We start from the raw sequence: 24732 nt of genomic DNA on the forward strand, positions 1-24732 counted from the left end.
ACGGAGCCCGCGTGAGAGGCCTATTCGCCGGCCGCGCGACGGGTCAGCAGCTGCCGCACGTGCGCCTCGATCTCGGCGTCGTCGACGTATCCCATACGGGCGTATTCGGACTCCGCGGAGGCCGTCCGCGCGGTCCGCGCGACGTCGATCGAGGGCGGCTGCTGCGCCGCCGCACGGGCTGCCATCGCCTCTTCGAGGGCGGCCTGCCGCAGCGCCGCGCGAGCTGCTTCGCCATCCAGCACCGCGGCCGCCCGTGAGCCCGCCGACGCCGTGAGCGGGCGGGGAAGGTCGCGCGGCGCCCATTCGCGCTGTTCGCGCTCGAGGGCCACATCCTGCAGCTGCGCGATGCGGCGGGGCGCAGCATCCGTGGCCCGCGACACGGCACGCGCGGCGACGCGGGAGAGGCGGCGAAGAATGAGACCGGATGCCGCCACCAGGCCGACTCCCACCCACATCAGGGTCTGCGCACCGGCCGTGATGGTCTCGTACACACCCCATGCGGCGATTCCGAGGCCCACGACGCCCGCGAAGGTCGCTGCGAGCCGGAACCGGCGCCGGGCGCGCGCACGGCGCGCCGCCGGAAGAGAACGGACCGAGGCGAGGTCGGAGCGCGCGTCGGCGGCCGCCTGTGCACGTTCGGCGCGGGCGCGCTCCAGATCGACGCGCGCGGCGGCCTCGGCGGCGACGCGGTCGGTGCGCGCCCGCTCCACGCCGATGCGGGCGGCGGCCTCGGCGGCCTCGCGCTCAGCCTTGGCGATCTCGAGGTCGACGCGGGCGCCCTCGAGCGCCGCGTGCTCGCGCTCGGCCAAGGCGCGCTTCGCGAGCTTCTGCTGCGCGGCGGCGGTGCGGGCGTTGAGCTCGAGCCTCACCTCCTCGGGCGTCTCGCTCGTCTCGGCGAGCACGCGGAGAGCCTGGTTCAGGCGGACGGCGTTGCGTTCGGCCGCGTCGAACTGCCGGCGGCTGTGCCACGACGGGAGCAGATACACCAGCCAGAGCGCCACGGCGACGAGAACGACGACTCCCCCACCCCACACCTGCCCGCCCATGGTCACCACGGTAAGCGACCGGACGGCGGTGTCCCCCACATCCGTCCGCGTGTCACGCAAGACGGGTCGTCTCGTGTTTCCGTCAGCGCGATTTGGGCCCGCCCGTCGGCAGGGGTGGAGATCGGCAACCGGACGACCTATGCGTGCAGCCGGTCCGCGGGCGGAACCGTGGCCGCATCCTGGGGAACGCGACCCGACACCCAGCGCTGGAGCACACCCTCGGGAACGTCCTCGCGGACGAGGGCGAACGCGTAGTGGTCGCGCCAGTCGCCGTCGATGTGGATGAAGCGTCGGCGCAGGCCTTCGTAGCGGAAGCCGAGCTTCTCGACCACGCGCAGGCTGGCCCGGTTCTCGGGACGGATGCAGATCTCCATGCGGTGCAGCCGCAGCTCGGAGAAGCAGATGTCGGTCGCGAGGGCCACCGCCGTCGGAGTGATGCCGCGCCCGGCGAACCGCTCGCTTACCCAGTACCCGATCGTCGCGGACGCGAGCGAGCCCCGGGCGACGCCCCACACGTTCAGCTGGCCCGCGATCTCACCGTCGGACTCCATGACGAACGGCACGCCGGCGCCGTCGCGGTACTGCTGCAGCAGCCGTCGGATGCCGACACGCATGTCGAACGACACCGGGCCGTCGGGACTGGTCGCCTCCCACGGGCGCAGCCAGCCGCGGTTCGAGAGCAGCTCGTTCTGCAGCACGCGCGCGTCGCGCTGGCGGACGAGCCGGATCGCCACCGAGCCGTGCCTGCGGGGAGCCGACAGATCCACGAGACCCCCTCGAACGGGCGGCGTCAGAGGTTCGCCGCGAAATCCTTGAACCAGGGACGCAGTGCGGGACCGAGATCTTCGCGATCGGCCGCCAGCTGCACGATGGCCTTGATGTAATCCACCCTATCGCCGGTGTCGTAGCGACGGCCACGGAAAACCACGCCGTAGACGCCAGGGCCATCGGGGTCGGCCGCGAGCTCCTGAAGTGCGTCGGTGAGCTGGATCTCGCCGCCCTTGCCGGGCTCGGTGCGCTCGAGGATCTCGAACACGTTCGGCGAGAGGACGTATCGGCCGATGACGGCCAGATTCGACGGTGCGTCCTCGGCCTTGGGCTTCTCGACGAGCCCGTTGACCTTCACGATGCCGTTGCTGTCGGTGGACTCCACCGACGCGACGCCATAGAGGTTGATGTGCTCGGGGTCGACCTCCATGAGGGCGATGATCGCCGCTCCGGTGCGCTCGTGCTCCGCGATCATCGTGGTGAGCAGCTCGTCGCGCTCGTCGATGAGGTCGTCACCGAGCATCACGGCGAACGAGGAGTCGCCGACGTGGGCCTTCGCGCGCAGCACGGCGTGACCGAGACCCTTGGGCTCGCCCTGGCGCACGAAGTGGATGTCGGCGAGGTCGCTCGACTCCAGCACCCGGTGCAGGCGGTCGATGTCGCCCTTGTCCTTCAGCTTCTCCTCCAGCTCGGGGACCGAGTCGAAGTGGTTCGAGATCGCGTTCTTGTTGCGCCCGATGATCACCAGGATGTCGTCGATGCCGGCCTGCGCGGCCTCTTCGACCACGTACTGGATCGCCGGCTTGTCGACGACGGGAAGCATCTCCTTCGGCATCGCCTTCGTCGCGGGAAGGAAGCGGGTGCCGAGGCCCGCAGCGGGGATGACTGCCTTGATGGAGGTGTGCGCCATGGGGAGAGTCTAGGTGCGGCGACCAGGCCTTCTCGCCCGGACGGACGGTGTGCGATACTGCGCGCCGTACAATCGACACCATGTCCGACGCGATCGCCGATGCCAAGCGCGCCCTGCGCGCCGAGCTCCGCGAGCGACGCCAGTGCCTCTCGCCGCAGGCGCGCGAGACCGCCGAGGCGGGCATCCACGCCCAGCTCGACGCCCTGGTCGCCGAGCACGGCGCCCGCTCGATCTCGTGCTTCCTCTCGACCACGGCAGAGCCGGGCACCCGCTCTTTCGTGGCGGATGCCGTGGCCCGCGGCATCCGTGTCCTGCTCCCCGTGACGCGCGCGGACGGCCTCCTCGACTGGGCGGTCGCCACCCCCGAGGGCGACATCGCCGAGGGCATGTACGGACTGCCCGAGCCCGTCGGCGAACTGCTGGGCCCGATCGCGGTCAACGACGTCGACCTCCTCGTCATCCCCGCGGCCTCCGTCGACCGCACCGGGATGCGGCTCGGCTGGGGACGCGGCTTCTACGACAAGACCCTCGGGTCGATGGAGCGGTGCCCTCCCGTCTACGCGGTCGTCTTCGACTCCGAGTTCGTGGACGAAGTGCCGAGCGACGAACTCGACGAGCGCGTCACGGGTGTCATCACGCCCACGCGCACCATCACCCTCGCGCCCACGCGGCGCTGACAGCCGAACCGAGAGAATCCATGCCCACTTACGCCTACGCCTGCAAGCAGTGCGGTCACCGCTTCGACGCCGTGCAGTCCTTCGCCGACCCGACCCTGACCGAGTGCCCGGAGTGCGGCGGAGTGTTGCGCAAGGAGTACGGCTCGATCGGCGTCACCTTCAACGGTTCGGGCTTCTACCGCACCGATTCCCGCGCCGGCGCGAAGTCCGGCGGGTCGGGATCGGGCGGCGGAACGGATGCCCCGGGTGGCGCGTCCTCGTCGACTTCGACATCATCGAAGACCGAGGCGAAAGCCTCGCCCGCGTCGTCCGGAGCCTGATCCTCCGGCGCCCCAGGCGCGGGAGACACCTCAGGGGGTACTCGTGATCAAGGGTTTCAAGGAATTCATTCTCCGCGGAAACGTCATCGACCTGGCCGTCGCGGTCGTCATCGGCGCCGCATTCACGGCCGTCGTCAACGCGATCGTCTCGAGCATCATCAACCCGATCATCGCGCTGGTGTGGAAGCCGGATGCGAACGGCGAGATCGGCATCACGGTGAACGGTCTGTGGGGGCCGGTCACCTTTCCGATCAGCGATCTCATCAACGCGCTGATCGCCTTCATCGCGGTCGCGATCGTCGTCTATTTCGTCTTCGTGCACCCCATGAACGTGCTCAAGGAGCGCGCGGCCGCGAAGGCCGGCATCACCCCTGCCGACGAGGAGCCGAAACTCCCGACCGAGCAGGAGATCCTGGTGCAGATCCGCGACATCCTCGAGAAGCAGAGCACCAGCTCGCGGCTCTAGTAGTGCGGCGGGACGTCGCGCCGCAGGCGCTCATCGTTCGGACCGGCTGAGTCGGATGCTGCGTTGCCCTGGCCCTTGCGGCCGGCTGGGGGCGCGGCATCCGTCGTCTTCTCGTCGGCCGGGATCGGCTCGGCGGTGGTTCCCGGTGCGGGCGTCAGCTTCGCGCGACGGGAGCCCTTGACACGCTCGATCCGCTGCCGGTCACTCGAGGACATCGATGGGCTGGGTCTCGTTGTCGACCCGGGGAGCGTCGGGCGGCACGCCCAGCATCGCGGCGATGCGCTGCGCGACGTCGGCCGGGTCGCGATACAGGTCGAACGAGTGCACGCGCACGTAGTGCCAGCCGAGCCGGCGCAGGATCTGCGGGCGCAGCCGCAGCGACTCGCGCAGCGACTCCCCGATCGTCTCGGGATCGCTCTCGACCACGACCGCCTTGCCGTCGTACTGCGCGACGAGCGGCAGCAGGCCGCGGTAGTGCACGTCGACGGAGAGCCCGGCACGACGCAGTTCGCGGGCGAGCGCGCGCGTGAGGGGGTCGGCGAGGTCCTCGAGCCGCGCCTCACGGGACCTGGCCGCGATGCCGCCCAGGATCGACATGAGCGTCGCGGCACCGTATTCGAGGCGACCGTCGTCGAAGGCCGACGGACGGATCGACGACACGATCACCATGGAGCGGCGTGCACGCGTCATGCCGACCGTGAGCAGCCGCTCGCCGTCGGGCGACGACAGGTCGCCGAAGTCGCTCAGCACACGGCCGTGCTTGGTGAGTCCGTAGCCGAGCGAGAAGATCACGCGGTCGCGGCTCTCGGCGACGGACTCCTCGAGGGTGAGCACCGCGAACGGCTCAGCGGTGTCGCGCGAGACGAAGTCGGCGACGTCGGAGCGTCCGGCGAAGGCGGCCTCGACGGCGGCGCGGATGCGCTCGGCGTGCCGCACGCTCGCGGTGACGACCATCAGCGATTCGGTGCCCCGGTTGACGGCGTGCTCGACCACGAGGGTCACGACGCGGGCCACCTCCGAGTCCGGGCTCTCGACGGCTCCGGTGATCGGGTCGGGGGTGCCGTGGCCGCCTTCGACATAGTCGACCGCGAGGCTGCCGCGCCCCAGGTACGACCCCGCCCACGGCAGCGAGACGAGCTCGCCGCCGTAGAACGCGTCGTTGACGAGTGCGGCGAGATCCTCCCCGCCGGCCCGGTAGCTGCGGGTGAGCGTCTCGACGGGCAGCAGCTCGGCGAGGCGCTCGAAGACACTCGTGCTGTCGAAGGGCGCCTCGTCGTCATCGGCGTCGACGAGCGCGCCATCGCCGTTGGTCGAGGGCGGCGCAACGGCGGCCGACATCGCGGAGCCTGCGGAGACGTGGAACGGCGTGGGCTTCTGCGTCACGGGGTCGCCGAACGCCACGACCTGCCCCGCGCGGCGCAGCGCCGGTGAGGCCTCGGCAAGGCACAGCGCCCCGGCATCCGCCAGTACGACGACGTCGAACGCGACCGCCTCGGGGATGCGGGGCACCTCGTAGGGCGAGGCGAGCCAGACGGGCGCCACGGTGCGCGAGAGCGTCGGCGCCACCGCCGCGAGCTCGGCGGGCGTGATGGCGCCCCGCTTCAGCGCCTGCTTCAGCCCGTCGGCTTCGGAGCGGTGGTCGACGATCCCGATCCGCCACTGCGTGGCGAGATGGGCGGCGAGGAGCGGACCGGATGCTGCGGCATGAGCTTCGTCGACGAGCCGGAAGTCGCGCTCCAGCCGGTCGACGACGGCGGTGTTCGCGCCGAGCACGGCACGGTCGGTGCGCAGCAGCAGCTCGAGCGCCGACTGCCACCACGCGTACTCGAGCTCGGCGGCCACCTCGTCTTCGGGCACGTGCCGCACCGACAGCTCGAGGAGGAGCGGTTCGAGGCCCATCGCGGCGAGCTCGGAGCGCAGCGTCGCCCGCTCCTTGAGGTTGTCGAAGACGTCAGAGTCCGCGGCGAGCCCGGCGAGCGTGCGGACGAGCTGCTTCACCGGGAGCGTCGCGAGCCTGTCGGCACCGGTTCGGCCGAGCACGGCGTCCACTTCGCCGAGTTCGGCGTCGACCCGCTGCCAGGCGACCTGCACGTCGCCGAGGCCGAGCGGCAACTCGGGGGTCACGCCCACATCGACGTACCGCTGCCATTCGGTGCGCTGCTGCTGGATGCGCACCAGCGCCTCGTACATGTCGGGCACGTGGACGCCGGGACGCAGATACTCGCGCGAGAGGCGGCGGAGACGGCGCCGGTTGGCGCCGTTCATCTCCGGCGAATCGCGACGAGGCGCGTGCGCCTGGATGAGCTCGGCCAGCGGCCGCTCGAAGACGGTGAGGCTGAACTTGTCGAGCGAGTCACGGATGCCGCGCAGCAGGCGCAGGTACACGCCCAGCTCGGCGACGGTCTGGAACGGCCGCATGCGCGTCTGCGCGATGAGCTCGTATCCGCGTTCCAGCAGCGTCGGCACGTCACTGCGGTGCAGCTTGCCGGCGAGCGCGTGCGCCCCGCGGGCCTCCTCCACCGTCGCGAACGTGACGCCGTACCAGGGCGAGTCGTCGGGGCCGAAACGGAACTCGCCGAGTCGCGCGGCGGCGGAGAGCTTCGCCGCCGCATCCTCCCGCCTCGATGCGAGGCTCGCGAGGGCGTCGGCGTCGAAGCGCGCCTCGGTCGCCGGGGCGACGCCGCGCTCGGCGAGTTCGGCGAGCTCGCGCAGGATGTCGAGCACCGACACGCCGAAGTCGGGATGCTTCGCGGTCACGGCCGAGCGGTAGTCCCGGAGTACGCCCCGCAGCCGCACCAGCGCATCGTCGATGTCGGAGACCTTCGGAACCTCGGCCTTCTCGTTCCGGCCGATCGCTCGGATGAGATCACGCTGGAGGCGGTCGGGCGAGACGGCCAGGCCCGGGAGCCCGATGCCCGCGAGGCGATGCCGCACGCCGTCGAGCGTCGACCGGCGCGCGCTCACCACCAGGACGCGCTTGCCATCTCGCACGAGCGCGCCCACCGCGTTGATGACGGTCTGCGTGCCGCCGGTGCCGGGCAGCGTGTGGATGACGAGGGACTGGCCGTCGGCGATGCGCGCGAGCACCCGCTCCTGCTCGGAGTCGGCGTCGAGGAGCAGCGTGTCGGCGGCGGGGGCACGCTCGTCGGGGCTCGTCGGCACCGGTCCGTCCCGGCGGACCGTGAGCGATTCACGGTCGGCGACGTGACCGGCGAGCGCGTTGAGAACCCGATGGTCGAGATCCGACGCGTCCAGCGCCATGTCGCCGCCGACATCGGCGAAGGTCGACACGAGCAGACGCGGCTTCACGGCGTAGCTCTCGATCGACGCGGTGAGCGCACGGATGTGGTCGATCACCGGCTGCGGCTTGAAGACGCCGCCCTCATATGCCAGAGCAGCGAGGCCCCCGGCGTCGATCATGATGCCGAAGTGCGTGCGCATCGCGCGGATCAGCTCGGGGTTGACCGCGAACGTCCCGTGCAGCTTGAGTTCGAAGTCGCCATGGTGGCGTCGGATCGCCAGCGGGCGGAGCAGCACGGGCGCGCTCCACGTGATCCCGGCGACGCGCCAGGTCGCAAGACCGACCGCGAGCCGCACGGTGTCGAGTCCGCGGGTCGTGCGCAGCTCCTGGTCCTTCGCGGTGATGCTCTGGGCCGCGAGCCGGGCGTTGCGCAGCGCGACCTCGTCGCGGAAGAGGTTCGACAGCAGCGTCGACCGACCGGTGATGAACTGGGGCAGGCTTCCGGGGTGCGCCTTCGTGATCTCGATCGCGGCATCCTGCCCGTCCACGAAGTGCAGCAGAGTCGACCTGCCGCCCAGGGCGGCGGACTGCAGCCGGAGCCGATCGCGCTCGGTCTCGGCGACGTGCACGACGGTGACGTCGGGTTCGGCGAGACCCAGATCACCCGGGGTCACGTCGTACCCGCGCTCGGCATCTCCTGAGCCCAACACGGCGCTGCGTTCTGCTCGCCACACACGTGCCACCCTAGAGGCGACGTGTGCCCGGCTCTTGCAATGGACCTGAGTTTCGCGGTATTGGACCGTCGGGCAACAGCGTCCGGACGACGCCCCTCCTCCCCCGCGGACGTGCCGCGCCTCGTTCCCACAGATCCTGCCGACGACCGGCGACGGCGTCCCCGACGCGCGCCAGGATGGTCGCATGACCCCGGAGGATCCGCCCCGCTACCGCGTCCACCCGTCGCCCATCGGCGACATCCTGATCGTCACGACCGGCGACGGCATCGTGACCCTCCACCCTTTCGACGGCCCGCTGCACTCCGAGATCGAGCGCATCGCCCTGCAGCTGCGCGCCGTCCCCGTCCCCGATGACGACACGGACGCCGCCGCCCCCAGTGCCGCCGACGCGTTCGAGAGCGCGGTGACGCAGCTCGACGAGTACTTCGACGGCGACCGCGAGGAGTTCGATCTGCCGCTGGACTGGCGGCTCGTCCGCGGCTTCACGCGCGCCGCGCTGGAGGCCGTGTGCGACATCCCCTACGGCGAAACCGCGAGTTATGGGGAGGTCGCGATCGCGGCCGGCACCCCCCGCGCCGCGCGCGCCGTCGGGACCGCGTGCGCCACCACGCCGTTCTCCGTCGTCGTGCCGGTGCATCGCGTCATCCGCGCCGACGGCTCGCTCGGTGAATACGGTGGGCGACCTGAGGTGAAGCGGTTCCTCATCGATCTCGAACAGGGGCCGAGCCTTCCGGCCGCCCCGACCGCCGCCGATGCACCCGAGACTCCGGCTCCGCACTGAAGCCGAGCCGGTCGAGGCTGCGGGCGTGTAGGCCGCCCGCACGCTGCGAGGTCCGCGCGGCACAGCGACGCCCGCGGGCCTCGCGATCCTCCTCGAAGACACGTCCCGTCCGCCGAGGGCGATACCCCCGAATGGTAAGGTCGACGCTACGAGAAGGGCGGCGAGGACGCCGTCACGCCGGAAGCAGGTAGCCGTGGGCGCGTCCCTCCCACATCGCGCACCGGCCCCCGATCACACAGGTGCGGGGGTCCGCGCCGTCGTGGATGCGCTCGACGGGGATCCCGGCGACGCGCAGGCCCTCGATCACGCGGTGGCCGAGCTCGTGCGCCGCACTCGCTTCCCGGTCGCCTTCGGCGGGCTCGCGCTCGGCGACGCGATCCACGTCACGTCCATCCACGGCGCCCGCACCCGCAACCTCCAGGGGCTCGTCGTGGAGGCCTCTCGCGGTCTCGGTGGGCGCGCGCTCGTCGAGAAGCGGCCGCGGCTCGCGCTGGACTACGGGTCGTCACGCAGCATCACGCACGACTACGACCGCGCCGTCCTCGGTGAGGGGATCGCGACGCTGTTCGCCGTCCCCGTCATGGTCGGCGGGCGCGCCCGCGGCGTCATCTACTGCGGATCGTGGGCCGAATCCCCCGTCGGAGACGTCGTCGCCCGCCCGGCTTTCGCGGTGGCGGAGGAGCTTTCCAGCGAACTGCGCATCCGCGACGAAGTTCAGCGGAGACTGACACTCTCCCCCACGCGCGCTGCACCGGCCGCGATGCCAGCGACCACGCGTGAGGAACTGCGCGAGACGTACGCGGAGCTGCGCAGCATCGCGGCGATCATCGACGACCCCGCGCTGCGCGCGCGCCTGGACCGCCTCGAGCAGCGGCTGGCCGCGCTCTCGCATGACGCATCGGAGCCGGCGGTCGAGCTGGACGTGCGGCTGTCGCCGCGCGAGATCGACGTGCTCGCCTGCGCGGCGCTCGGCTCGACCAACGCCGAGATCGCGGCGACCCTCGACCTCAAAGAGGGCACGGTCAAGTCGTATCTGCAGTCCGCGATGGCGAAGCTGGATGCCTCGACCCGGCACGCCGCGGTCGTCACCGCGCGTCGCGCCGGCATCCTTCCCTGATCTCCGCCGTCGGCGCCGCGGGCAAGAGGTCCGCCGGATCGCCGCCATTCCGGACAGTCGCGTCCGAATTTCCCTCGATCCCCCGAAATTGCCTCGCAGGATCGCGGTTATCCACCGCCGCGGAATTCATCAATAGGCTGTGGCGACAATTCGGCGTATTGTTCCCTCATGGCCCGTAGAATCGTTCACCAGCTCGTCGATGACATCGACGGAACCCTTTTGGAAGCCGGCGAAGGCGAGACCGTCCTGTTCTCGCTCGACGGCGTCGCGTACGAGATCGACCTCACCGACGAGAATGCCGCCGCACTGCGCGGCGCCCTCGAGCGCTACACCAACGCGGCGCGCGCGGTGTCGTCCGCCCGAGCGACGTCCAGCGCCGCCTCAGCCGGACGCAAGCGCCGCCGCAGCGGACAGCAGGATTACAGCGGCGTCCGCGAATGGGCGAAGCAGAACGGCTACCAGGTATCCGAGCGGGGCCGGGTTCCGGCATCCGTTCTCGAAGCCTACGAGGCGGCGCACTGACGCATGCCGCCTCGCGGCCTTTCATCGACGATTCGCCGAAAGCTTTCACGAGCGTGAGAGCTGGAAGAGAATCTCGTCGACTTTCTCTTTGGCGTCTCCGAAGAGCATCTGCGCGTTGTCGCGGTAGAAGAGCGGATTCTGCACGCCCGCGTATCCCGACGCCATCGAGCGCTTGAACACGATGACGTTGTCGGCCTCCCAGACGCGCAGCACCGGCATTCCGGCGATCGGGCTGGAGGGATCCTCGGCCGCGGCCGGATTGACGGTGTCGTTCGCGCCGATCACGAGCACGACGTCGACGCCCGACAGGTCGTCGTTGATCTCGTCCATCTCGAGCACGATGTCGTAGGGCACCTTCGCCTCGGCGAGGAGCACGTTCATGTGGCCGGGAAGGCGTCCGGCGACGGGGTGGATGCCGAACCGGACGTCGACGCCCCGCTCGCGCAGCTTCTGCACGAGGTCGGCGACCCCGTGCTGCGCCTGCGCGACCGCCATGCCGTAGCCGGGCGTGATCACGACGGTGGAGGCGCCCGCGAGGAGGTCGGCAGCCGCCTCGGCGTCGATCTCGCGGTGCTCGCCGTGATCCTCGTCGCCACCCGTGGGCGCCTCGATGCCGAAGCCGCCGGCGATCACCGACAGGAACGACCGGTTCATCGCCTTGCACATGATGTAACTGAGGTATGCACCCGACGAGCCCACGAGCGCACCGGTGACGATGAGCAGGTCGTTGTTCAGCAGGAAGCCCGCCGCTGCCGCCGCCCATCCCGAGTAGCTGTTGAGCATCGAAACGACGACGGGCATGTCGCCACCGCCGATGGAGGCGACCAGATGCCAGCCGAGCGCGAGCGCGAGGAGGGTCACGGCGATCAGGAGCCACAGCTCGGGCGTGATCACGTACCAGACCGTGAGGACGAGGAACGCGGCCAGGGCGCCGAGGTTGAGGGCGTTCTTGCCGGCCAGCATGAGCGGCTTGGACGAGATGCGCGCCGACAGCTTGAGGAACGCGACGATCGACCCGGTGAAGGTCACACCGCCGATGAAGACGCCGATGAACACCTCCGCGTGGTGGATGTCGGCCAGCACCCCGGTGAGTCCGGTGTCATAGAGGGCGCCGTTCCAGCCGACCAGCACCGCGGCCAGACCCACGAAGGAGTGCAGCAGCGCGATGAGCTCGGGCATCCCGGTCATCTGGACGATCCGCGCTCGCCACAGCCCGATCGCGGCGCCGACGAGCACGGCGACGACGAGGAGGGTCATCCCGAGCGCGCCTGACGGCTGCCCCCACGCCCCGGCCGCCACCAGGACGACCGTCGCGACGAGCGCGATGGCCATACCGACGATGCCGAACACGACCCCGCGACGGCTGGTCTCGTGCTTGCTGAGCCCTGCGAGGCTGAGGATGAACAGGAGCGCCGCGATGATGTAGGCGGCGCCCGCGACCTGGCCGGCGACCGCGATCATCGGGTGTCACCCTTCTGGAACATCGCGAGCATGCGCCGCGTGACGGCGAAGCCGCCGAAGATGTTGATGGACGCGAGCAGCACCGCGACGGCGGCGAGGATCTGCACGGTGAGATCGGGGACGGTGATCTGCACCATGGCGCCGACCACGATGATGCCCGAGATCGCGTTCGTGACGCTCATCAGCGGCGTGTGCAGCGCGTGCGCCACGTGGCCGATGACGTAGAACCCGACGACGATCGCAAGTGTCAGCACCAGGAAGTGCTGCGGCAACGGCGGCGGCGCGAACGCGCAGATCGCGAACAGCGCGGCGATCCCGGCGACGATGAGGCCGGTACGGGCGCCCGCCGACATCGGCTTCTTCGGCGCCACGACCGCCGGGGCGGCGGCTGCGGCCCTCGCCGGCGCGGCCGACACCTGCACGGGGGGCGGGGGCCACGTGACCGCACCGTCCTGCACGACGGTGACGGTGCGCTGCACGACGTCGTCGAAGTCCAGGGTGAGCTCGCCGTCCTTGCCGGGGGTGAGCAGCTTGAGCAGATTGACGAGGTTGGTCGCGAACAGCTGCGACGCCTGCTGAGGCAGCCGACCGGGAAGGTCGGTGTATCCGAGGATCACGACGCCGTTGTCGGTCACGACCCTCTCCCCCGCGACCGACCCCTCGACGTTGCCGCCCTGGCCCGCGGCCATGTCGACGATGACGCTGCCCGAGCGCATCGAGGCCACGTCCGCGGCGGTGATCAGGCGCGGCGCCGGGCGCCCGGGTATGAGCGCTGTCGTGATGATGATGTCGACGTCGGCCGCCTGCTCCGAGTAGATCTCGGCCGCGCGCTTGTCGTACGCCTCGCTGGTCGCCTTCGCATACCCGTCGGACGAGACCTGCTTCGCCTCCTCCGGGACGACGACCTCGAGGTACTCGCCGCCGATCGACGCGACCTGGTCGGCGACCTCCGGGCGCGGGTCGGTGGCCCGCACGATCGCGCCGAGGCTGGAGGCCGCGCCGATCGCCGCGAGTCCCGCGACGCCGGCGCCCGCGATCAGCACCTTCGCCGGCGGCACCTTGCCTGCCGCCGTGACCTGGCCGGTGAAGAAGCGCCCGAACTCGTGCGCAGCCTCGACGACGGCGCGGTAGCCGGCGATGTTCGCCATCGAACTCAGCACGTCCATCGACTGTGCGCGGGAGATGCGCGGCACCGCGTCCAGCGCGATCGCGGTGATACCCCGCGTGGCGAGGGACTCGACCAGATCCGGCCGCAGTGCGGGACTCAGCATCGCGACGATCGTCGCCCCGTCGGCGAGCCGGTCGATCTCGCCAGGCGTCGGCGCGTTGACCTTCAGCACCACGGGCGCCGACCACGCCGTCGCACCGTCGACGACGGCCGCACCGGCCTGCGCGAACGCGGCGTCGGGGAACGACGAGGCGGCCCCGGCCCCGGCTTCCACGACGACGTCGTACCCCAGGGCGATGAGTTTCGGGACGGTGGTCGGAGTCGCGGCCACCCGGGTCTCTCCGGGCGCCTCGGCGACGATGCCAATGCGGGTCATGCGTTCCTCTGGGTCGGGTGCGACAGCGTCGGCTGCGGCGACAGGGAGGTCCGCGAGACCTCCTTCGGTGCTCGCGGCGACGCCTCCACCATGTCAGACCGCGATGCAGATATCCCGTGCATTGCGACCCGACACGATGACAAGAATCACAGAATTTGCTCCGCGCGCACCACAATCCCCGTTCTTCCGTCGCGCGCTGCGGTCTGGCCGAACGCACATGCTCGCGCCAGGCGGTTCATAGCGCGCGGCGAAGGTCGTCGTAAGTCGGACTCATATCCATGGAGGCATGGACAACAAGAGCAGTGCGAACAAGGGCACCCGCAAGCGTCGGGTCCGAAACGCCGTCATCGCCTCCGGCCTCGTCGTCGCCCTGTCGGGAGGCGCAGGGGCCGTCTGGGCGACCGACCGCTTCCTCGTCGAGCATGTCGAGATCGCCGACGTGTCGGAGTACGAGGCGCAGAACTCCACGGTCGACTCCACGGCGGAATCGACGACGAATGCCGGCGCCACCGTCACCGGCACGTCGTACGCGGACGGCGCCACATCGATCACGATCTCGACCGTCACCGAAGGCTCGGGCTCCGACACCGTGACCTACTACGTCGCCGACGTGACCCTGTCGGACGCGACCACGCTGCAGAGCGCCTTCGCGAAGGACCAGTTCGGCGAGAACATCACCGAACTCACCAGCAGCATCGCCGCCGACAACGGCGCGATCTTCGCGATCAACGGCGACTACTACGGGTTCCGCGACACCGGCATCGTGATCCGCAACGGGGTGGTCTTCCGCGATGAGCCCGCCCGCGAGGGGCTCGTGTTCTACACGGACGGCCGCGTCGAGGTGTACGACGAGACGACGACGACCGCCGATGAGCTGCTGGCCGACGGCGCGTGGAACACCCTGAGCTTCGGCCCCGCGATCGTCGAGGACGGCACCGTCGTCGACGGCATCGAGACGACGGAGATCGACACGAACTTCGGCAACCACTCCATCCAGGGCGACCAGCCGCGCACCGCCGTCGGCGTGATCGACGAGAACCACCTCGTGTTCGTGGTCGTCGACGGACGCCAGTCCGGGTACAGCGCCGGCGTCACCCTCACCGAGCTCGCCGACATCATGCTCGACCTCGGCGCCACCACCGCGTACAACCTCGACGGCGGCGGCTCGTCGACGATGTACTTCAACGGCGAGGTGGTCAACTCGCCCTCCAACGGCGGCGAGCGCGGCACGAGCGACATCCTCTACATCGCCGACGCGTCCGCGGCCGACGCGGAGTGACGCCGTGATCGTGCTCATCCCGGCCTACGAGCCGGGTTCGCGCCTCGAACCGGTCGTCGCCGGATTGTTCGCCGCCGACCCCGACGTCGAGGTGGTCGTCGTCGACGACGGGAGCGGCCCGGCATACGCGCCGATCTTCGCCGTCGTCGCGGCGGAGGGCGCGACGGTGCTGCATCACGACACGAACCTCGGCAAGGCCGCAGCGCTGCGCACCGGGTTCGACCATGCGATGGCCGCGCACCCCGGTGACGATGTCGTCACGGCCGATGCGGACGGGCAGCACACGGTGCACGACATCCGCCTGGTCGCCGACGGTCTCCGCGAGGACGCCGCCGGCGGCGCCCCGACGCTGATCCTCGGCTGCCGCGCGTTCACCGGCCGCGTTCCGCTGCGATCTCGTGCGGGCAATGCCGTGGCCCGGGGAGTGTTCCGGCTCGCTGCCGGCTGGACGCTGAGCGATACGCAGACGGGGCTGCGCGGCATCCCCTCTGAATTGCTCGCGTGGGTGCGCGACCAGCCGGGCGAGCGATTCGCGTACGAGCAGAACGTGCTGCTGCGCTGCCGGCGCGACGGGGTCGCGACGCGTGAGGTGCCGATCGAGACCGTGTACCTCGACGGCAACGCGTCGAGTCATTTCCGCCCGATCGTGGACTCGCTCCGCATCATGCTCCCGCTGCTGCTCTTCGCGGGATCGTCGCTGCTGGCGTTCGCCGTCGACACCGTGATGCTGCTGGTTCTCCACGCGCTCACCGGCCTTCTCGTGCCGTCCATCGTGGCGGCGCGCGGCGTGAGTGCGTCCGTGAACTTCGTCATCAACCGACGCGTCGTCTTCCGCGCCGGTTCGACCGGCGCGCTCTCCGAACGCGGACGGATGCTGCGGCAGGCCGCCCGCTACGCCGTGCTGGCCGTCGCACTCCTGGCATCGAACATCGTGTGGCTGGATGCGCTCACACGCTTCGGCGTCCCGCTCGTCGTGGCCAAGGTCGCGACCGAGGCGGTTTTGTTCGTGACGAGCTACGGCGTGCAGCGCACCTTCGTGTTCGGCACTCAGCAGCCCCGTGCCGAACTCGTAAGGCGGGCTGACTCCCGCCATAGGAACCCCATAGCGGCAGCGGGTCGACTGGATCACACCGAACACCCCACCCGGAGGAACCCATGACCACCAGTGCACTGATCCTGATCGGCATCGACCTCGCTGCCGCCCTCGTGCTGAGCCTCGGCCTGTACTACCGCCGGCACCACCGCCGCGACCTCGTCGTCGCGTTCCTGGGGGTGAACGTCGGCGTGATGGTCGTCGCCGCCGTCCTCGGCACCGCCGAGGTCGCGCTGGGGCTCGGGCTCGGTCTGTTCGGCGTGCTGTCGATCATCCGGCTGCGCTCGTCCGAGATCTCGCAGCGCGAGGTGGCGTACTACTTCGCGGCGCTCGCGATCGGCCTCGTCACAGGACTCCCCCAGACCGATCCGTGGCCGGTGGCGGCGCTCGTCGCCCTGATCCTCGCGGTGCTGTGGGGCGCCGACCACCCGGCCCTGCTCTCGCGGGCGCGCCACCAGGTCGTGCGCCTCGACCGGGCGATCTCCGACGATCGCGAGCTGCGCGCCGAACTCGAAGAGCGCCTCGGCGGCACCGTCGCCTCGACCACCGTCCAGGAGCTCGACCTCGTGAACGACACGACGCTGGTCGATGTCCGCTACCGGATCCCGCGGGCAGCCGTGCGACCCACCACGAGCCTGGCCACCGCGGCGACCGCGCCCGCGATGCAGACGGCGGCGCGATGACCGCCTTGGACCGCTTCGACCGGGTCTCGCTCGACGCGCTCGTGGCCGAGGCATCCCTCCTCACTCGCGTCGACAGGAAGTACGTCGTGCCGCGCGCGGGCCTCGAACCGGTGCTCGCCGCGCTCGACCCCGGCACTCGTGTGCTCGAGATCGATGGCGCCCGCGACTTCGCATACGAGTCCGTGTACTTCGACACCCCCGACCTGCTGAGCTTCCACATGGCCGCGCAGCCCCGACGACGACGCTTCAAGCTGCGCACGCGCAGCTACCTCGACACAGGCACGTCCTACCTCGAGATCAAGACGCGCGGCGCCCGTGGCACGACCGTCAAGGACCGCGACGAGTACGACCCGCGACACCGCGACCGGCTCACCGACGACGCCCGCGACGATGTGGCGGACGCGTTCGCGGCGATCGGGGTCGCCGCAGACCGGGCGGATGAACTCGACGCGACGCTGCTGACCCGCTACCGCCGAGCCACCCTGCTCGCCGCCGGCGGAGCGGGCCGCGCCACCATCGACATCGCGCTCGAGTGGATCGAGCCCGACGGGGGCGGTTTCGCCCTTCCCGGCCTCGCCATCGTCGAGACGAAGTCGGGCGCCCGGCCGTCCGATGTGGACCGCGCGCTGTGGCGGGCCGGTCATAGGCCCGCGACGGTGAGCAAGTACGCCACCGGCCTCGCGGCGCTTCATCCGACCCTCCCCCGCAATCGCTGGGCGCGGCTGCTGCGCGGTCCGTTCGACATCACGCACCGCGCCGCGCACACGACCCACCCGACCATCGCCATCACCAAGGAGGACGCATCATGCCCCGCCAGCCCCACCGCCGCCCTATCGAGCACCGTCGCCGCCTGATCCTGGCGGCCGCGCCCCTGGCCGTCGCCGCGCTGGTGCTCGCCGGCTGCGCGACGCAGACCGTCGCATCGACGAACACCGCGACCACCGACGCCACGACCACCGAGACCGCGGCAGTCGTCGACTCCGACCTCAGCGCGGCGGCGGTGCTCGCCGCGAACGCCGACGTCACGGTCGTGAAGGACGACGAGTGGGGCGAGACGGATGCCGCGGACATCACGCTCTCGGGCAGCTCCGCGTCGAGCGACTCCGGGGCCGTGAGCGTCGACGGCTCGACCGTCACCATCACGGAGGCCGGGGTGTTCCGGCTCTCCGGATCGCTCGACGGCCAGGTGGTGGTCGCCGCGCCCGGGGACGCGCAGGTCGTGCTGATCCTCGACGACGTCGAGATCGCAGCATCCGACTCCCCTGCCATCACCGTGACGAGCGCGGATGACGTCGCCATCTCGCTGGCGGCCGGCAGTGAGAACAGCGTCTCGGACGCGTCGTCGTACGCTGACGACGCAGATGCGAACGCCGCGATCTACGCCGACACCGACCTCACGATCTCGGGCACCGGCGCGCTCTCGATCTCGGGCAACGGGAACGACGGCGTCACGAGCACGGACGACCTGGTGATCCTGTCGGGCGAGATCACGGTCGACGCGGCCGATGACGCACTGCGGGGCAAGGACTCGCTCACCGTCGAAGGCGGCACGCTCGAACTCACCGCCGGCGGTGATGCGTTCAAGAGCGACCAGGCCGACGACGCCGCACAGGGCTTCGTCGCGATCACCGGCGGCACCGTGACGGCCACGAGCGGCGACGACGCCATCGCCGCGGCGACGGACGCCGTCGTCACGGGCGGCACCCTGTCCCTCACCGCGGGGACGGATGCCTCGACCTCGGACGACTCCCCCAAGGGGGTCACCGCGGGCGTCGTCGTCGCGATCGACGGCGGCGACGTCACGATCGAGGCGGCCGACGACGCCGTCCACTCCGACGGATCGGTCGGCATCGGCGGCGGGACCGTCACCGTGTCCGCGGGCGACGACGGCATCCACGCCGAGCAGCGGCTCGAGATCCGCGACGGCGACGTCACTGTCGCGGAGTCGAATGAGGGCCTCGAGGCGACGGATGTCGCCATCTCGGGCGGCACGGTCGACATCACGTCGAGCGACGACGGCGTGAACGGCGCCGGCGGGACCGCATCCGACACGCAGGGCGGCGGCATGGGCGGCGGCATGAGCGGCGGCGGCGAGCAGGACACCGGCGAGACCATCACGATCTCCGGCGGGAACGTGCGCGTGGCCGCGGTCGGCGACGGCCTCGACTCGAACGGCACGATCTCGATCACCGGTGGGACCACGGTCGTCAGCGGTCCGAGCTCGGCCGGCGGCCAGGGCGCGCTCGACGCCAACGGCGCGATCACGATCGACGGCGGCGAGGTGTTCGTCGCAGGATCCGTGCTGGTGACGCCGACGGGTTCCCAGCAGTGGGTCGCCGCGACCGCCAGCGGTTCGGCGGGCGACACCGTTGAGGTGACGGATGCCTCGGGCACCGTGATCGCGAGCTTCGACGCCGATCAGAGCTTCGGCGCCGTGTTCTACAGCGGGCCCGGGGTCGCCGACGGCGGGTCGTTCACGATCACGGTGAACGGCGTGACGGCGGCGACGGTGTCGGAGGGGGTCGACGTGTCCGGCGGAGGCATGGGCGGCGGTATGGGCGGCGGCGGCCGCCGTCCCTGATCCGGCGGTTTCGGTCGCCGCATGCGCCGGGCTGCGGGCGGCGACCGAACGTGGGAAGTCCCTCCGAATGCACGCCGCACGGCGCGTAGAGGTTGCATACCGACGTCGATCTCGGAATCGTGGCCGGTCCGGAACCGCAAACGGAAAGGAAAAGCATGCTCACGCTGACCCAGACCGCCGCCGAGGCCGTCGAAGAACTCGTCGCCCGTGTGCCCCTTGCTGACGAGGGCGGTGTGCGAATCCGCGACACCGGGGGCTCGGAAGGATTCGAGCTGAGCGTCGCGCCTGCCCCGGGGCCGGCCGACACTGTCGTCACCGAGGGAGGCGCCCGCGTCTTCCTCGACGAGAGGGCTGCGGCCGCGCTCGACGACCGCGTGCTCGACGCCGAACTGTCGAACGACGGTGCCGTGCGCTTCGCCCTGGGATCCCAGGGCTGATCTCGGCGCTTCGGGCCCCGGCATCCGTTATCGGGTGTCGGGGCCTTTGTCGTGCGCCGTCCTGATCGTCACGCGGTCGCGAGCTGGACGTTGGGGAATTCACTGCCGTAGTGCTCGCGCATCCCTGTCTTGCGCTCCAGGTCGTCGATGACTGCCGAGGCGAAGTCGATGCCGTACAACGCGGCACAGGATCCGAGGCCCCCGGGCGAGAACACGTTGACCTCCATCAGCTTGTCGCCCGCGATGTCCAGTCCGACGAGGAACATGCCGTCGGCGAGGAGCTTCGGGCGTACCGCATCCACCAGGTGGAGCATCTCGTCGGTGACCCTCACCGCCTCGGCCTTCCCGCCGACGGACATGTTCGACCGCACATCCGTCTCCCCGGGCCTCCGGCGGAATGCGGCGTGCACGCCATCGATCTCGAGCGCTCGGCCGTTCATCACGAACATCCGCACGTCGCCGTCCTTCGCCGCGGGAAGGTACTCCTGAGCCACCACGTACCCGTCGCGGGCGATCGCCTCGACGATCTGGGCGATGTTCCGTTCCCGCTTCAAGTCGACCAGGAACACACCGGAACCACCCGAGCCCTGCAGGGGCTTGAGCACCGCACGCCCCCCGAGCTCGTCGATGAACTCGCGGACCCGATCCTCGTCGCGTGTGATCAGCGTGCGCGGGCGCACCACCTCCGGGAAGTGCTGGAAATACGCCTTCGACGTGGCGTCGGCCAGGGAGCGCGGATCGTTGACGACGAGGACGCCCGTCTCGGCGACCATCCGCCCGAACGCCAGCCCGGCCGTGCTCGCCCACGCCGTGTCCGCGGCTTCGGCCGCCGGGTCGGCGCGGAGCATGAGCACATCGAAGTCGTCGAGCCCGGTGCGCGCCCGGGTCGCGGACTGCACGTCTTCGAGGTAGCGCTCGAGTGACCGGTAGCGCTTGCCGGAGGTCGCGGTCGCGGTGATCGCCGAGAGCGATCCGTCGGGTTCGTAGCCGAAGTCCCGAAGACCCATGAGGCACACGTCGTGCCCGCGTGCGGCAGCGCTCATCGCGAGACGCGTCGTCGAGTAGATGGGCTGCTCCGTGGCGATGTCGTTGACGACGAAACCGATTCTCATGTGGGCTCCTCAAGCAGGGGTGGCTAGGCGTTGACCAGCGACACCAGGTCGTCGGCACGGGCGGCATCGTGAATCCTGCCGGCCGTCTGAGCCTCCGACAGGTAGCGCGGCGTGAGGCGAGCCGGTGCGAGCAGCCCGCGGTCTGCCAGGTCCTGCACGAGAGGCAGGTCCTCGAGTGAGAACTTGCCCAGGAAGAGGAGGTCGAGCACACCGCCATGCGCCACGTGCTCCAGGAGGGCCAGCAGCCCGCGCAGGTAGATGGCGTCCTTGGTGAATCCGCCGGCTCGGTACACCCGCATGGCGACGCTGTAGGCGCTGCCCGCGGGCAGGCCGTGACCGGTGAGCAGACGATGCGTCTCGACGAAGCTCGCGCCGCCCACCAGCGCGTGCACCGCGACCACACGCGCCGCGAGTTGGCGCAGCCGAGAAGCCGTCAGCCCGCCGCACGCGATCTCCGCGAGAACCGCGAGGCCCTCCTGCGTCTCGTCGTAGTGAGCAAGCCCGGCGCCGAGCATGCGGATGGGCTGCGCGAGGCCGTTGACCTGCGTCACGAGGTGTGTGCCCACTTCGTGCTGCAGGAGGGCATCGACGCGGGGGGCGGCCACGGCCGCGTTCCGCGAGATGAGGAGTGTGTTGCCCTCGACCAGCACGCCCGAGACGTCGTCGCGGATCTCGGCGTGGAGCTCCGCATCCGGGTCGATCGACCGGTAGTGGGCGATCTCGGCCTTGGCAGCCGCGAGGAACGTCTCCGCGCCCACGGATTCCTGTTCGAGCTTCCCGTACGGGAGCCGGCTGAGCAGATCGTCGGCGATGTCCACGAGCGCCGGCAGCACCGGCCCGTACTGTGCGATCGACAGCTGCAGGAACTCGGGCGTGTTCCGGGCGCGCAACATCTCCACCCGCAATGTCATCTCGCGCTGCCGGTTGCGCAGCAGCGCCGCAAGGGTGGTGTCGCTGACGGCGTCGAGCGGCAGTGCAGCCACCTGGGCATCGAGCACCGCGGGGTCGACATCCAGGGCGCGATACTCGAACACGGGGTCGACCTCGGGGTCGGCAAGGAACTGCGCACGGACGTCGTCCGCGTTCACCGGTGTCATCTCGAGCAGGAATCGCACCGTCCCCGCGAGCGACGCCATGGCATGGTCCGCCGCCAGGTCGGCGGCCGAGAACGCGCCCTTCTCGATGACGTCGGTCTCGGGCCCGCCGGCGCCGGAGGCATGCGTCGGGTCGCTCGTCACGGTGTCGCCACCTCGACGAGCGCTTCTCGGAGCGCTGGGATCGTCGACGCCACCGCGCGTGCGAGCTCGTCGATGCGAGCGTGATCCGCCTCGCCGGTCCACTCGTCCATGAACGTCTTCTTGAACTCCAGCGCGAGCACGGCAGCTCTGCCTGGGTAACGAGCGTGTGTCCAGGCGGCGAGCTGCTGCCCGCGGAAGCGGACGTTCTCGCGCACGTCGAGTGGTCCCGCTGACGTCCCGGCTTGAGTGAGCGAGTCGATGAAGGCGTCCGCCACGGATCCGAAGCGGTCCCGGTCGAGCGATCCCGTGCCGACGTTCACTTCGGGATTCTCAGCCCAGGGGGCCTCCGACGCCGCCGCACCCTCGCGGCGGTGGTTGTAGGAGTGGATGTCGAACACCACGAACGGGCCGCGTTCGGCGACCACGTCCAGTCGCCGGCCGAGCTCCCCGTAAAACGCGTCGTAGACCTCGAGAGATCGCGCGACGACAGCCACATCGAGGGGTGGATCACGCACGACCTCCAGCCCCCACGCCTCCTCCGCCGAACGGTAGACGGCCTTCTCTCGCGAGCGGTTCAGGTCGACCTCGAAGCGCGACCGACGCACCACGACGCGGGCCGGGACGAGTGCGCCGATCTCACCGGTGTGCGGGTCTTCCTCCCGGAGCCGATCCTCATCGGACAGGATCAGCTCGGCCGCGACCTCCGGCCGGACGTCGTGCCCATTGTGAATCGCCGTGGCGATGAACTGTCCGCTCCAATCGCCGACGAATTCGAACGCGGAGCGCTCCGTGATGACCATCAGCCCATTGTTTTCCCGGGCGGAGCCGGGCCTCAAGGTCTTGACAGGGCTCCGGAGCCCCCGTATCCGCGCGAGGGAGCCTGGCGGTACACGCGATCGGGCCGCCTTGCCGCGCGTGGGCCGGGCAGGACTTCCCGTCATAGACTGGATGCCGCCTGCCTCTGTAGCTCAATGGAAGAGCAGCTCCGTCCTAAGGAGAGGGTTGGGGGTTCGAGTCCCTCCAGGGGCACAGTATCTTTTTGCCTCTGACCAGGTATTTCTTCTGTGGTCAGACCACCTAGAAGGCGTTTTTGGCCGCTTTTTGGCCGCATTTGAGAAAGCTATGAGCCGAAGGGAACGCCCCACGCAGCCCGTCGTCCGGCGTCTCAAAGCGACGAAAACGAGCATCTTCGGCGTGTCGAGCCGCCTCGGAAAACTGAGCAATCTGCTCTCCGCGGGTTACTGCGGTCGGGCGTAGCGGGTCTGCGGACCCGCGGGCAGCGCCACGAGCGGCATGGCGTCGTTGAGGCGCGATGCGACGGCATCCAGATCGTCGTCGAAAAGGTCGGCGTAGGTGTCGAGCGTCATGGCCGCCGAGGCGTGCCCGAGCATCCGCTGCACGGCTTTCACGTTGGCGCCGGAGCTGATCGCGAGGGAAGCGGCGGTGTGGCGGAGGTCGTGAGGCGTCAGTCGGGGGATCGATGGATCCACAGCCTGCGCACGCCGGACCGCGTTCGCGAACCACCCCTGTGCGCCGGAGTTGCGCATGTGGTTGACGCCGTCGCCGAAGAGCAGCCCTTCCGGGCCCTTGCCAGCACAGGCCTGTTCGATCATCGGCGCGAGGCGCTCCGGGTAGGGCACCGAGCGCTTCTCGTGCGTCTTTGGCGTGCCGACGTGGATCTCGTAGGCGATCATCACCGCGTTCTCCTCGATCACGAAGCGCCGTCGGAGGCGGTTCACGCTGCGGACCCGCAGTCCGGTCGCCTCACCCCAGCGCAGGCCGGTGTACGCCAAGGTCAGGACCATAGTCGGATACGCCGAGCACGCCGCCAACGTCGCCACCTGGTCATGCGAGAGATAGACACGGCGCTTGCCGGGCCCGCGCTGAGGGAGGTTGCGCACATGGCGGGCCGGATTGCTCGCGAGGCGGCGATCGTCGATCGCGACGTCGAGGATGCCGGCGAGGACTCCTAGGGCGCGGATCACCACGGTCCGCGACTTCTGCGTCGCGAGGTCGGACACCCAATCCTGTACTTCGGAGCGCCGGATCGACCAGATCTCCCTGTCCGCCCAGACGGGAGCGACGTGGTTCTTCCACGCCCGCTCGAGCGTCATGTAGTACGAAGGCTTCGACATCGGCGGCTGCTTCGACCGCAGCCAGCTGTCGGCGAACATTCGGACTGGCACCCGCGACGCCACGGGATCGATGTACTCCCCCTTCGACTTCGACACGGTGACCATGGACAGGTAAAGCTTCGCCTCGCGCATCGTCGTGAAGCCCCGCTTCTGCGTCTCGGCGCCATCCGGCTTGCGGTAGCGCACGCGGTAGCGGCGCCCCTTCGCCGTCTCGTACGGGGTGATGGTGCCCATCTCGCCCTCCGCTCATGCCGAATTCAGGGTCAGTATCGGGCCAGTGTCGGACACTCATCGGACGCCGTCAATGCGGCCGGTGAGAGATGTGGATAGATGGCGAAAGACGTCGTCGACTGGCGTTGAGGTGGAGGGGCGCCTCCCTCCGACGCCGAGAGTGTAGCGGTCGGGCCCGACTCCGTTCTCGCCGCTCACTTCTTGCAGACTCCGCGCTGGCGCGCATCGCTTAGCAGCCGTTCGACGACGAGCACTGCGCCGCGCCCGATCGCTGAACGGCTGGATGTCGAGGAAAGCTCAATCTTGGTCGCGCGCCGTCTCGAAAAGGGCGATCACGGGGCCGGGACGGTGATGAC

The 24732-nt window shown here is 70.1% G+C and carries 23 protein-coding genes and 1 tRNA gene; 13 read left to right on the forward strand and 11 right to left on the reverse strand.

Features of this window, described 5'->3' with window-relative positions:
- Positions 1–20 precede the first annotated feature (20 nt).
- The 3 genes from J2Y46_RS19075 to galU form a co-directional block, all read right to left on the reverse strand.
- On the reverse strand, positions 21–1046 hold the full coding sequence (locus J2Y46_RS19075) for a large exoprotein (protein WP_310244556.1): 1026 nt from the start codon (positions 1044–1046) through the stop codon (positions 21–23).
- Between the two features lie 137 nt (positions 1047–1183).
- Positions 1184–1813, reverse strand: a complete 630-nt coding sequence (locus J2Y46_RS19080) for a GNAT family N-acetyltransferase (RefSeq protein WP_045298292.1) — start codon at positions 1811–1813, stop codon at positions 1184–1186.
- A 23-nt stretch (positions 1814–1836) separates the two neighbouring features.
- Positions 1837–2724, reverse strand: coding sequence for a UTP--glucose-1-phosphate uridylyltransferase GalU (gene galU, locus J2Y46_RS19085; protein ID WP_045298290.1), 888 nt, complete (start codon positions 2722–2724; stop codon positions 1837–1839).
- Positions 2725–2804: 80 nt separating this feature from the next.
- Between galU and J2Y46_RS19090 the strand changes: the two genes are divergently transcribed.
- The 3 genes from J2Y46_RS19090 to mscL are packed head-to-tail and all read left to right on the forward strand — an operon-like array spanning position 2805 to position 4187.
- A complete protein-coding gene (locus J2Y46_RS19090; RefSeq protein ID WP_045298288.1) occupies positions 2805–3401 on the forward strand; it encodes a 5-formyltetrahydrofolate cyclo-ligase in 597 nt (198 codons plus the stop codon).
- A 20-nt stretch (positions 3402–3421) separates the two neighbouring features.
- Complete coding sequence (locus J2Y46_RS19095; RefSeq protein WP_310244561.1) at positions 3422–3721, forward strand: FmdB family zinc ribbon protein; 300 nt, start codon at positions 3422–3424, stop codon at positions 3719–3721.
- A 43-nt stretch (positions 3722–3764) separates the two neighbouring features.
- On the forward strand, positions 3765–4187 hold the full coding sequence (gene mscL, locus J2Y46_RS19100) for a large conductance mechanosensitive channel protein MscL (protein WP_045298283.1): 423 nt from the start codon (positions 3765–3767) through the stop codon (positions 4185–4187).
- Here mscL and J2Y46_RS19105 read toward each other — a convergent pair.
- Both J2Y46_RS19105 and J2Y46_RS19110 read right to left on the reverse strand, forming a co-directional pair.
- On the reverse strand, positions 4184–4402 hold the full coding sequence (locus J2Y46_RS19105; RefSeq protein ID WP_045298281.1) for a hypothetical protein: 219 nt from the start codon (positions 4400–4402) through the stop codon (positions 4184–4186). The two genes, mscL and J2Y46_RS19105, sit on opposite strands and share 4 nt — an antisense overlap.
- Entirely contained in the window at positions 4389–8135 is a 3747-nt protein-coding gene (locus tag J2Y46_RS19110) for an AAA family ATPase (RefSeq protein ID WP_396653217.1), read from the reverse strand. The genes J2Y46_RS19105 and J2Y46_RS19110 overlap by 14 nt, the downstream gene beginning before the upstream one ends.
- A 211-nt stretch (positions 8136–8346) precedes the next feature.
- Between J2Y46_RS19110 and J2Y46_RS19115 the strand changes: the two genes are divergently transcribed.
- From J2Y46_RS19115 to J2Y46_RS19125, 3 genes are all read left to right on the forward strand, one after another.
- Entirely contained in the window at positions 8347–8943 is a 597-nt protein-coding gene (locus J2Y46_RS19115) for a methylated-DNA--[protein]-cysteine S-methyltransferase (protein WP_310244566.1), read from the forward strand.
- Between the two features lie 193 nt (positions 8944–9136).
- On the forward strand, positions 9137–10060 hold the full coding sequence (locus J2Y46_RS19120) for a LuxR C-terminal-related transcriptional regulator (protein WP_084695531.1): 924 nt from the start codon (positions 9137–9139) through the stop codon (positions 10058–10060).
- Positions 10061–10228: 168 nt separating this feature from the next.
- Positions 10229–10582: an Lsr2 family protein gene (locus J2Y46_RS19125; protein WP_045298277.1), complete on the forward strand. Its 354-nt coding sequence runs from the start codon at positions 10229–10231 to the stop codon at positions 10580–10582.
- 45 nt (positions 10583–10627) lie between these two features.
- Here J2Y46_RS19125 and pntB read toward each other — a convergent pair whose 3' ends face one another.
- Complete coding sequence (gene pntB, locus J2Y46_RS19130) at positions 10628–12043, reverse strand: Re/Si-specific NAD(P)(+) transhydrogenase subunit beta (protein WP_310244569.1); 1416 nt, start codon at positions 12041–12043, stop codon at positions 10628–10630.
- The gene (locus tag J2Y46_RS19135) at positions 12040–13587 is read right to left on the reverse strand and encodes a Re/Si-specific NAD(P)(+) transhydrogenase subunit alpha (RefSeq protein WP_310244570.1); all 1548 of its coding nucleotides are present in this window, start codon (positions 13585–13587) and stop codon (positions 12040–12042) included. Before J2Y46_RS19135 ends, pntB begins: the two co-directional genes overlap by 4 nt.
- A 286-nt stretch (positions 13588–13873) precedes the next feature.
- On the opposite strand from J2Y46_RS19135, the gene J2Y46_RS19140 reads away from it, so the two are divergent.
- The 6 genes from J2Y46_RS19140 to J2Y46_RS19165 all read left to right on the forward strand — a co-directional run bounded on the left by J2Y46_RS19140 (position 13874) and on the right by J2Y46_RS19165 (position 19660).
- Positions 13874–14866, forward strand: a complete 993-nt coding sequence (locus tag J2Y46_RS19140; RefSeq protein WP_310244572.1) for a phosphodiester glycosidase family protein — start codon at positions 13874–13876, stop codon at positions 14864–14866.
- Positions 14867–14870: 4 nt separating this feature from the next.
- Entirely contained in the window at positions 14871–16025 is a 1155-nt protein-coding gene (locus tag J2Y46_RS19145) for a bifunctional glycosyltransferase family 2/GtrA family protein (protein ID WP_310244574.1), read from the forward strand.
- Positions 16022–16642, forward strand: coding sequence for a DUF4956 domain-containing protein (locus J2Y46_RS19150; protein ID WP_310244575.1), 621 nt, complete (start codon positions 16022–16024; stop codon positions 16640–16642). The genes J2Y46_RS19145 and J2Y46_RS19150 overlap by 4 nt, the downstream gene beginning before the upstream one ends.
- Entirely contained in the window at positions 16639–17496 is an 858-nt protein-coding gene (locus J2Y46_RS19155) for a polyphosphate polymerase domain-containing protein (protein ID WP_310244577.1), read from the forward strand. The genes J2Y46_RS19150 and J2Y46_RS19155 overlap by 4 nt, the downstream gene beginning before the upstream one ends.
- On the forward strand, positions 17448–19223 hold the full coding sequence (locus J2Y46_RS19160; RefSeq protein ID WP_310244580.1) for a carbohydrate-binding domain-containing protein: 1776 nt from the start codon (positions 17448–17450) through the stop codon (positions 19221–19223). The genes J2Y46_RS19155 and J2Y46_RS19160 overlap by 49 nt, the downstream gene beginning before the upstream one ends.
- Before the next feature lie 155 nt (positions 19224–19378).
- Complete coding sequence (locus J2Y46_RS19165) at positions 19379–19660, forward strand: Fe-S cluster assembly protein HesB (RefSeq protein WP_310244581.1); 282 nt, start codon at positions 19379–19381, stop codon at positions 19658–19660.
- 68 nt (positions 19661–19728) lie between these two features.
- On the opposite strand, the gene J2Y46_RS19170 is transcribed toward J2Y46_RS19165, so the two are convergent.
- The 3 genes from J2Y46_RS19170 to J2Y46_RS19180 are packed head-to-tail and all read right to left on the reverse strand — an operon-like array spanning position 19729 to position 22810.
- Complete coding sequence (locus J2Y46_RS19170) at positions 19729–20772, reverse strand: glutathione synthetase (RefSeq protein WP_310244584.1); 1044 nt, start codon at positions 20770–20772, stop codon at positions 19729–19731.
- A 23-nt stretch (positions 20773–20795) separates the two neighbouring features.
- Complete coding sequence (locus J2Y46_RS19175) at positions 20796–22010, reverse strand: tyrosine/phenylalanine carboxypeptidase domain-containing protein (protein ID WP_310244587.1); 1215 nt, start codon at positions 22008–22010, stop codon at positions 20796–20798.
- A complete protein-coding gene (locus J2Y46_RS19180) occupies positions 22007–22810 on the reverse strand; it encodes an N-formylglutamate amidohydrolase (RefSeq protein WP_310244588.1) in 804 nt (267 codons plus the stop codon). The genes J2Y46_RS19175 and J2Y46_RS19180 overlap by 4 nt, the downstream gene beginning before the upstream one ends.
- Positions 22811–22967: 157 nt before the next feature.
- Here J2Y46_RS19180 and J2Y46_RS19185 point away from each other — a divergent pair.
- Positions 22968–23039: transfer RNA gene (locus J2Y46_RS19185), tRNA-Arg, on the forward strand.
- Between the two features lie 209 nt (positions 23040–23248).
- Here J2Y46_RS19185 and J2Y46_RS19190 read toward each other — a convergent pair.
- Positions 23249–24379 carry a tyrosine-type recombinase/integrase gene (locus J2Y46_RS19190; protein ID WP_310244590.1) on the reverse strand — a complete coding sequence of 377 codons (1131 nt, stop codon included), beginning with the start codon at positions 24377–24379 and terminating at the stop codon, positions 23249–23251.
- Positions 24380–24732: the final 353 nt, after the last annotated feature.

The organism is Microbacterium sp. BE35 (assembly GCF_031457705.1).
In the GTDB taxonomy this organism is placed as follows: Bacteria; Actinomycetota; Actinomycetes; order Actinomycetales; family Microbacteriaceae; genus Microbacterium; species Microbacterium trichothecenolyticum.

Coding starts and splice junctions, on each gene's coding strand:
- J2Y46_RS19135 (WP_310244570.1), bottom strand. CDS start 13,587: ATGACCCGCATTGGCATCGTCGCCGAGGCGCCCGGAGAGACCCGGGTG.
- J2Y46_RS19155 (WP_310244577.1), top strand. CDS start 16,639: ATGACCGCCTTGGACCGCTTCGACCGGGTCTCGCTCGACGCGCTCGTG.
- J2Y46_RS19160 (WP_310244580.1), top strand. CDS start 17,448: ATGCCCCGCCAGCCCCACCGCCGCCCTATCGAGCACCGTCGCCGCCTG.
- galU (WP_045298290.1), bottom strand. CDS start 2,724: ATGGCGCACACCTCCATCAAGGCAGTCATCCCCGCTGCGGGCCTCGGC.
- J2Y46_RS19190 (WP_310244590.1), bottom strand. CDS start 24,379: ATGGGCACCATCACCCCGTACGAGACGGCGAAGGGGCGCCGCTACCGC.
- pntB (WP_310244569.1), bottom strand. CDS start 12,043: ATGATCGCGGTCGCCGGCCAGGTCGCGGGCGCCGCCTACATCATCGCG.
- J2Y46_RS19090 (WP_045298288.1), top strand. CDS start 2,805: ATGTCCGACGCGATCGCCGATGCCAAGCGCGCCCTGCGCGCCGAGCTC.
- J2Y46_RS19075 (WP_310244556.1), bottom strand. CDS start 1,046: ATGGGCGGGCAGGTGTGGGGTGGGGGAGTCGTCGTTCTCGTCGCCGTG.
- J2Y46_RS19165 (WP_310244581.1), top strand. CDS start 19,379: ATGCTCACGCTGACCCAGACCGCCGCCGAGGCCGTCGAAGAACTCGTC.
- J2Y46_RS19150 (WP_310244575.1), top strand. CDS start 16,022: ATGACCACCAGTGCACTGATCCTGATCGGCATCGACCTCGCTGCCGCC.
- J2Y46_RS19095 (WP_310244561.1), top strand. CDS start 3,422: ATGCCCACTTACGCCTACGCCTGCAAGCAGTGCGGTCACCGCTTCGAC.
- J2Y46_RS19170 (WP_310244584.1), bottom strand. CDS start 20,772: ATGAGAATCGGTTTCGTCGTCAACGACATCGCCACGGAGCAGCCCATC.
- J2Y46_RS19180 (WP_310244588.1), bottom strand. CDS start 22,810: ATGGTCATCACGGAGCGCTCCGCGTTCGAATTCGTCGGCGATTGGAGC.
- J2Y46_RS19105 (WP_045298281.1), bottom strand. CDS start 4,402: ATGTCCTCGAGTGACCGGCAGCGGATCGAGCGTGTCAAGGGCTCCCGT.
- J2Y46_RS19140 (WP_310244572.1), top strand. CDS start 13,874: ATGGACAACAAGAGCAGTGCGAACAAGGGCACCCGCAAGCGTCGGGTC.
- J2Y46_RS19115 (WP_310244566.1), top strand. CDS start 8,347: ATGACCCCGGAGGATCCGCCCCGCTACCGCGTCCACCCGTCGCCCATC.
- J2Y46_RS19125 (WP_045298277.1), top strand. CDS start 10,229: ATGGCCCGTAGAATCGTTCACCAGCTCGTCGATGACATCGACGGAACC.